The sequence below is a fragment of the Streptomyces sp. NPDC046859 genome, assembly GCF_040645135.1.
Classification (GTDB): Bacteria; Actinomycetota; Actinomycetes; order Streptomycetales; family Streptomycetaceae; genus Streptomyces.
The window spans coordinates 321,441-327,904 of sequence record NZ_JBEYXR010000008.1 but is presented as its reverse complement, the minus strand read 5'-3'; the positions used below and the strand labels follow the sequence as shown (position 1 = coordinate 327,904).

Genomic DNA, 6,464 nt, shown 5'->3' with positions numbered 1-6,464 from the left:
AGGAACCCGTGCCCGGCCGCGTCATGCCCCGCGACATCGACATGGGCATCTGCCCCCACGTGGTCAAGCGCCGCCGGGCCCTCTCGCTGCTCGCCGAAGGTCAGCTGATCCTGGCGTAGCCGTAGGTGATGAGCTTCTTCACGTCCGCCGTGCGGTTGGCCTCCGAGGAGGCGGTGAGCACGGTGCCGATCACGGACTCGCCGTTGAGGGTGGCCGCGAAGACGAGGCAGTACTTCGCCTCGGTGCCCGAGCCGGTCTTCACGCCGAGCGTGCCGTTCCAGCCGAGCAGGGTGTTGGTGTTGTTCCACGCCGCCATCGTGCGGGTGGAGCCGGTCTTGGTGATGGTCTTCGCCGTGTAGGACTTCGTCTTGACGACGGTCTTGAACGTCGAGGAGCCCATCGCGCTGCGGGCCAGCTTGGTCAGGTCGCGCGGGGTCGAGTAGTTCGAGCCGTTGCTGATGCCGTCGAACGAGTCGAAGTGCGTGTTCGTCATGCCCAGGCTCTTGGCCATGGTGTTCATCTTGCCGATGAACGACTTCACGCGGGCGTTGACCGTGGTGCCGGTGCCGAACTTGTCGGCGAGCGTCATCGCGGCGTCGCAGCCGGACTTGAGCATCATCCCGTACAGCAGCTGACGGACGGTGACCTTGTCACCGACGATCAGGTTCGCGGAGGACGCCCCCTTGGCGACGATGTAGTTGCTGACCTCCTTCTTTATGGTCACCTTGGTGTCGAGGTTGAGGTTCGACTGCGACAGGACCACCTTCGCGGTCATGACCTTCGTCGTGGACGCGGTCAGCCGCTTCGTGTCCGCCGACTTCGAGAAGAGCGTCTGGCCGTTGGCGCTGTTCATCAGGAACCCGCCCTTGGCATTGATCGAGGGCGTGGTGACGGCCTGCGCGGGCGCCGCCGTGAGGGCGCCGGAGGCGAGGACCGCGCCGGTCGTGAGGACGACGGCGGCGGCCCTGCGAACACGCATGCCCTTGTGTGCAGTTATCAACTGATTTACCCCGATTACGTCTTATGCCCCTGCGGTGCGGCCGAGTTGGAGGGGAAGAAAGTGGGGCCGCACGTGTGTGACACGTAAGTAGCACACATGGTTGTGCCGCCGCTGGCCCGGACGGCGCTTCTTTGCCGGGAGATTCCACCGGACGGGTCCGTATCGTGGACCGCTCTGCCCTTGCGTACGTGTTGTATCTATGCTGTGGGCATGCCTACCGCCCCGCCCGCCCCCGTGAAGCAGCCGCCCGCAGCCGACCGCGTCTACCGGCATGTGAAACAGGGCGTCCTGGAGCGCCGCTACGAGGGCGGCACGCTCCTCACCGAGGGTGAGCTCGCCGACGCCGTCGGTGTCTCCCGCACCCCGGTCCGCGAGGCGCTGCTGCGACTGGAGGCCGAGGGGCTGCTCAAGCTCTACCCGAAGAAGGGCGCCCTGGTCCTGCCGGTCTCCGCGCAGGAGATCAAGGACGTCGTGGAGACGCGCATGCTCGTCGAGGAGCACGCGGCGCGCAAGGCCGTCCCCGCTCCCCCCGGGCTCCTCGCCCGCCTGGAGGAACTGCTCGACCGGCAGAAGGCCCAGGCCGCCGCAGGCGACTTCGCCGCGGCCGCCGTCACCGACCGCTGCTTCCACGCCGAGATCGTCCGCAGCGGCGGCAACGAGATCCTCTCCCGCCTCTACGACCAGCTCCGCGACCGGCAGCTGCGCATGGGCGTCGCCGTGATGCACTCCCATCCCGACCGGATCGCCAAGACACTCAGCGAGCACGAGGAGATCCTCACGGCGCTGCGCTCCGGCGACCCGGGGGCGGCCGTCGAGCTGGTCCACCGGCACATCGACTGGTTCTCCCACCTCGCGCGGGGGGAGGAGCGATGAAGCCGGCCACCAGCCTGCCCGGCGGCCCTTCTCCGGAGCGGGCGCCCCTGGGCGGCCGCCGCGCGATCGCCGTCTGGGGCATCGGCGTCTCCGTCTACTTCGTCGCCGTCATCTTCCGCACCTCGCTGGGGGTCGCCGGACTCGACGCGGCCGACCGCTTCGACGTGAACGCCTCCGCCCTGTCGACGTTCTCGATCCTCCAGCTGCTCGTGTACGCGGGCATGCAGATACCGGTCGGCCTGCTCGTCGACCGGCTCGGCACCAAGAAGGTGCTCGCCATGGGCGCCGTGCTGTTCACCGCGGGACAGCTCGCCTTCGCCTTCTCCCCGTCGTACGGCATGGCCCTCGCCTCCCGCGCCCTGCTGGGCTGCGGCGACGCGCTGACGTTCATCAGCGTCCTCAGGCTGGGCACCCGCTGGTTCCCGGCCCGGCGCGGCCCGCTGGTCGCCCAGCTCGCCGGTCTCGTCGGCATGGCGGGCAACCTCGTCTCCACCCTGGTCCTGGCCCGGCTGCTGCACGGCGTCGGCTGGACCGCGGCCTTCGCGGGCAGCGCGGGCGCGGGCGTCGTGGTGCTCGTGCTGACCCTGCTGTTCCTCAAGGACCACCCCGAGGGCCACGAACCGGAGCCCCTGCCGCACCAGGGCGCCGCCTACGTCCGCCGCCAGATCGCCGCGTCCTGGCGGGAGCCCGGCACCCGGCTGGGCATGTGGGTGCACTTCACGACGCAGTTCCCGGCGATGGTGTTCCTGCTGCTGTGGGGGCTGCCGTTCCTGGTCGAGGCGCAGGGACTGACCCGCGCCACCGCCGGTGAGCTGCTCACCCTCGTCGTCCTGTCCAACATGGCCGTCGGCCTCGTCTACGGACAGGTCGTCGCCCGGCACCACGGCGCCCGGCTGCCGCTCGCCCTCGGCACGGTCGCCGCCACCGCCGTCCTGTGGGCGACGACCCTGGCCTGGCCCGGCGACACGGCACCGATGGCTCTGCTCGTCGTGCTGTGCGTGGTCCTCGGCGCCTGCGGACCGGCCTCCATGCTCGGCTTCGACTTCGCCCGCCCGGCCAACCCGCCCGAGCGGCAGGGCACCGCCTCCGGCATCACCAACATGGGTGGCTTCATCGCCTCCATGACGACGCTGTTCGCGGTCGGTGTGCTGCTCGACGCCACGGGCGACGACTACCGGATCGCCTTCTCGGCCGTCTTCGTCCTCCAGGCCCTCGGCGTCAGCCAGATCCTGCGCCTGCGCGGACGCGCCGCCCGCCGCGAGCGGGAACGCCTGGTCGCCAGCCGCGTGGAGACCGTGCACGTCCCCGCCTGAGTCACCGCGCGGGCACCAGCGTGAGATACGCGAGCCCGAGGATGCCGCGATAGCTCATCCACTGGGCGCGGTGCCGGTCGAGGCGCTCGCGCGTCTCGGCCGCCCGGGGATGGTCCGGGTGGCCGGCCAGCCACACCTCGGCGTCCGCCTGGTACGCCGACTCGAACTCCTCCCACTCACCCGCGTCCGCCGTCTCCGTCCACTCCGGACGGAAACCGGCCTCCACCGCGAGGTCCAGCAGGGTGCCCAGGTCGTGGTGGTCGGCCTCGCTCGCGCCCGGCCACATGCCCGCGAGCTCGGCCTCCGCCGGCGGACGCTGCCAGAAGCCCTCCCCGAGCAGCACCCGGCCCCCGTCGGCGACCAGGCCGCGCAGCGCCCGCAGCGCCTCGGCGGTGTGCCCGGGCGGCTCCAGCGTGGTGAGGGCCTGGCTGGAGCCGACGCACAGCACCAGGTCGGCCGGGCCACGGGACGTCCCCGTCGCCGACTCCTCCACGAACTCCGCCCGTCCGGCCAGCCCGCGCTCCTCGGCGGCGCGCCGCCCCCGGGCCAGGTCCTCCGTGTTCAGGTCGATCCCGACCCCGGTGGCCCCCGGCACCGCCTGAAGGACCCGCAGCATCAACTCGCCCCAGCCGCAGCCGATGTCCAGGACGGTGGCGGGACCCGTGCGGGCCAGCCGCTCGACCAGCCGGCCGGCGCGGTGCTCGGACAGCGGGCCGTGGAAGGTCAGCCGGGTCAGCCGTGGCGGCTCGGCGGCAGGGTGCGCGGGGTGCGTGTCGGTCTCGGTCACGGCGGGGACGGTAGCCGGGACCGGGGCGGCGGCGACAGCGGATTTCGGCCCCCGCCGCGTCCCGCCGCCCGCGACGGGCTACTGGGTGACCGTGAAGTTCCGCAGGATGGCCGCCGTCAGGTCGGGGTCGCCCTCCGTCTTCACCCGGTCCGCCACCGCCTCCGGCGTGACCCGGCCGCAGGCCAGCCGTACGAACGTCTCCCAGTCCAGGCTCAGCGAGGCGGCCGGGCCCAGTGCCGGGGCCGTCTCCAGGGTGCCCCGGCCCTGGATGTCGATCCGGATCGTGCGCAGGAACTCCACCGGGCCGTGCACGTCGAGCACGATCGCCGAACTGCGGGGCGCGTCCACCTTGGTGGCCATGACCTCCGGCATCCGGTCGAGCAGCACGTCCCGGGTGACGAGCGCGCCGGGGGAGTCCAGGTTCCCGGGGCGGCCCAGCGCTGCGCGCAGGTCCTGCTCGTGCGCCCACACGGCGAAGGCGTGCGCGCGCATCGCCTCCTCCAGGGTCAGCTCCGCGCCCAGCGGGCCGCGCACCTTGGTGCCGGGGTCACGGCTCTCGTTCCGCAGCTGGCGGTTGCGGCGGATGATCGTGTACTCCAGCTCCGACGTCATCTCCGGCGCCGTGTGGTGACGGCGGACGTCGACCTGCATCTCCATGTAGCGCTGGTGGTCGTTGGTCACATGGAAGAGGTCGCGCGGCAGCGTGTGGATGGGGCGCGGGTCGCCCAGCATCTCGCAGTCCAGCCCGATGACATGGGAGACGACGTCGCGCACCGACCAGCCGGGGCAGGGGGTGCGCCGGTTCCACTCCCCTTCGACGAGCGGTGTCACCAGTTCGGATATCGCTTCGATGGAGTGGGTCCAGGCGTCGGCGTAGGGCTGGAGGGTGGGATGCAGACTCACGGAACGGGACCCCTCGGCGGTTGGTACGTCGGTTCGCGGGCAGGTTCTGGCGGCGGTGCCAGTGGGCGGCGGCGGCTGTCGGCGGGTGTCTCGGCGGTCCCCCGCGTTCTCGGCTGCGCTCGAACAGGGGGGACCCCCAAAGTTACGCTGCTGTGAGGCACCCCGGCAGTGCTTTCGTGTGACGATCGTAGGCCCGTGTGGACGGCTCGAATGCCAGGACGGTGGTAGTGTGCGCGCCTCTTTGCTCCAGATCGATGTGAATGAGGACGAATCGGTGGAATCGCGCCGGGTGAGGGTTGCCTCCCTGGTACGAGATCAAGCCGGAGCGGATCTCGTCGTCCTGCCCGAGCTGTGGACCACCGGCGCCTTCGCCTACGAGGAGTTCGGCACCGAGGCCGAACCGCTCGAAGGACCCACGTACGAGGCCATGGCCAAGGCGGCGAGCGACGCCGGTGTCTGGCTGCACGCCGGGTCCGTCCCCGAACGCGATCCCGACGGACCGCTCTACAACACGTCCCTGGTCTTCTCCCCCTCGGGAGACCTGGCCGCCGCCTACCGCAAGATCCACCGGTTCGGCTTCGACAAGGGCGAGGCCGTCCTGATGGGCGCGGGCCGGGACCTCGTGACGGTCCGGCTGCCCGACACCACGCTGGGCCTCGCCACCTGCTACGACCTGCGCTTCCCCGAACTCTTCCGCGGCCTCGCCGACGCCGGCGCCGAGACCCTCGTCGTCCCCGCCGGCTGGCCCGAGCGCCGCCGGGCGCACTGGACGCTGCTCGCCCAGGCCCGTGCCGTGGAGAACCAGGCGTATGTGCTCGCCTGCGGAACGGCCGGGACGCACGCCGGTGTTCCCCAGGCCGGTCACTCGATCGTGGTGGACCCCTGGGGCGAGGTCCTGGCCCAGGCGGGGCCCGGCGAACAGGTCCTCACCGTGGAGTTCGACCCCGGCCGGGTCGCGGTGACGCGGGATCAGTTCCCGGCCCTGAAGGACCGCGTGCTCGGACTCGCCCCGCCCCGGCGCTGAGCCGCGCCTCAGTCGTCCCCGCGCTCCTTCTCCGCGAGGTGGATCACACACACCGCCACCGCGATCAGCAGCGCCGGGTCGGCGTCGTCGCGCACGACGTCCACGCCGTACGTGTCCCGGACGTGCAGCCGGCGGCGCGAGACGACGGCCAGCAACTCCCCGTCGTACTCGACGGCGAACTCCCGGTCCAGGATCTTGCCGCTGACGTCGAGCTCGGTGCTGCCGTCCGCGAGCGCCACCCGGTAGTGGTTGCGCAGCAGCGACAACCGTCTGCGCCGGATCGTCGCCAGCGGCCGGCCGTCCCGCTCGATCACCATGGTGTCGCGCAGCGCGAACATCTTCTGGTGGATGTCGATGAGGACGCGTCCCCGCACGTCCTTCAGCTCGAAGGTGTCCCGCAGCCGCATGGCCTTGCCGTCGACGAGGAAGACCTTCTCTCCCCGGTCGTCCTCGATCCAGTAGTCGTCCCCGAAGCCGAGCAGCCGGTCCCGCACGAGAAATCTCATGTCACGAGGGCTTCCCCGCCGCCCGCCCCGGAACCCACGCGTGTAGGCCGACGGGCTG

At 71.4% G+C, this 6,464-nt stretch carries 7 protein-coding genes; 3 read left to right on the top strand and 4 right to left on the bottom strand.

Annotation, left to right across the window (positions count from 1 at the left end):
- Positions 1-100 precede the first annotated feature (100 nt).
- Complete coding sequence (locus ABZ899_RS15590; RefSeq protein WP_361345768.1) at positions 101-979, bottom strand: serine hydrolase; 879 nt, start codon at positions 977-979, stop codon at positions 101-103.
- Positions 980-1,210: 231 nt separating this feature from the next.
- Here ABZ899_RS15590 and ABZ899_RS15585 point away from each other — a divergent pair, with 231 nt between their 5' ends.
- Entirely contained in the window at positions 1,211-1,873 is a 663-nt protein-coding gene (locus ABZ899_RS15585; protein ID WP_361345766.1) for a GntR family transcriptional regulator, read from the top strand.
- Positions 1,870-3,186: an MFS transporter gene (locus ABZ899_RS15580; RefSeq protein WP_361345764.1), complete on the top strand. Its 1,317-nt coding sequence runs from the start codon at positions 1,870-1,872 to the stop codon at positions 3,184-3,186. The genes ABZ899_RS15585 and ABZ899_RS15580 overlap by 4 nt, the downstream gene beginning before the upstream one ends.
- Before the next feature lies 1 nt (position 3,187).
- On the opposite strand, the gene ABZ899_RS15575 is transcribed toward ABZ899_RS15580, so the two are convergent.
- Complete coding sequence (locus tag ABZ899_RS15575) at positions 3,188-3,973, bottom strand: class I SAM-dependent methyltransferase (RefSeq protein ID WP_361345762.1); 786 nt, start codon at positions 3,971-3,973, stop codon at positions 3,188-3,190.
- A 78-nt stretch (positions 3,974-4,051) separates the two neighbouring features.
- The gene (locus ABZ899_RS15570) at positions 4,052-4,876 is read right to left on the bottom strand and encodes a maleylpyruvate isomerase family mycothiol-dependent enzyme (RefSeq protein WP_361345760.1); all 825 of its coding nucleotides are present in this window, start codon (positions 4,874-4,876) and stop codon (positions 4,052-4,054) included.
- Positions 4,877-5,105: 229 nt separating this feature from the next.
- On the opposite strand from ABZ899_RS15570, the gene ABZ899_RS15565 reads away from it, so the two are divergent.
- On the top strand, positions 5,106-5,900 hold the full coding sequence (locus ABZ899_RS15565; RefSeq protein ID WP_361345758.1) for a carbon-nitrogen family hydrolase: 795 nt from the start codon (positions 5,106-5,108) through the stop codon (positions 5,898-5,900).
- A gap of 8 nt (positions 5,901-5,908) precedes the next feature.
- Here ABZ899_RS15565 and ABZ899_RS15560 read toward each other — a convergent pair whose 3' ends face one another.
- Positions 5,909-6,406, bottom strand: coding sequence for an LURP-one-related family protein (locus ABZ899_RS15560; protein WP_361345756.1), 498 nt, complete (start codon positions 6,404-6,406; stop codon positions 5,909-5,911).
- Positions 6,407-6,464 lie beyond the last annotated feature (58 nt).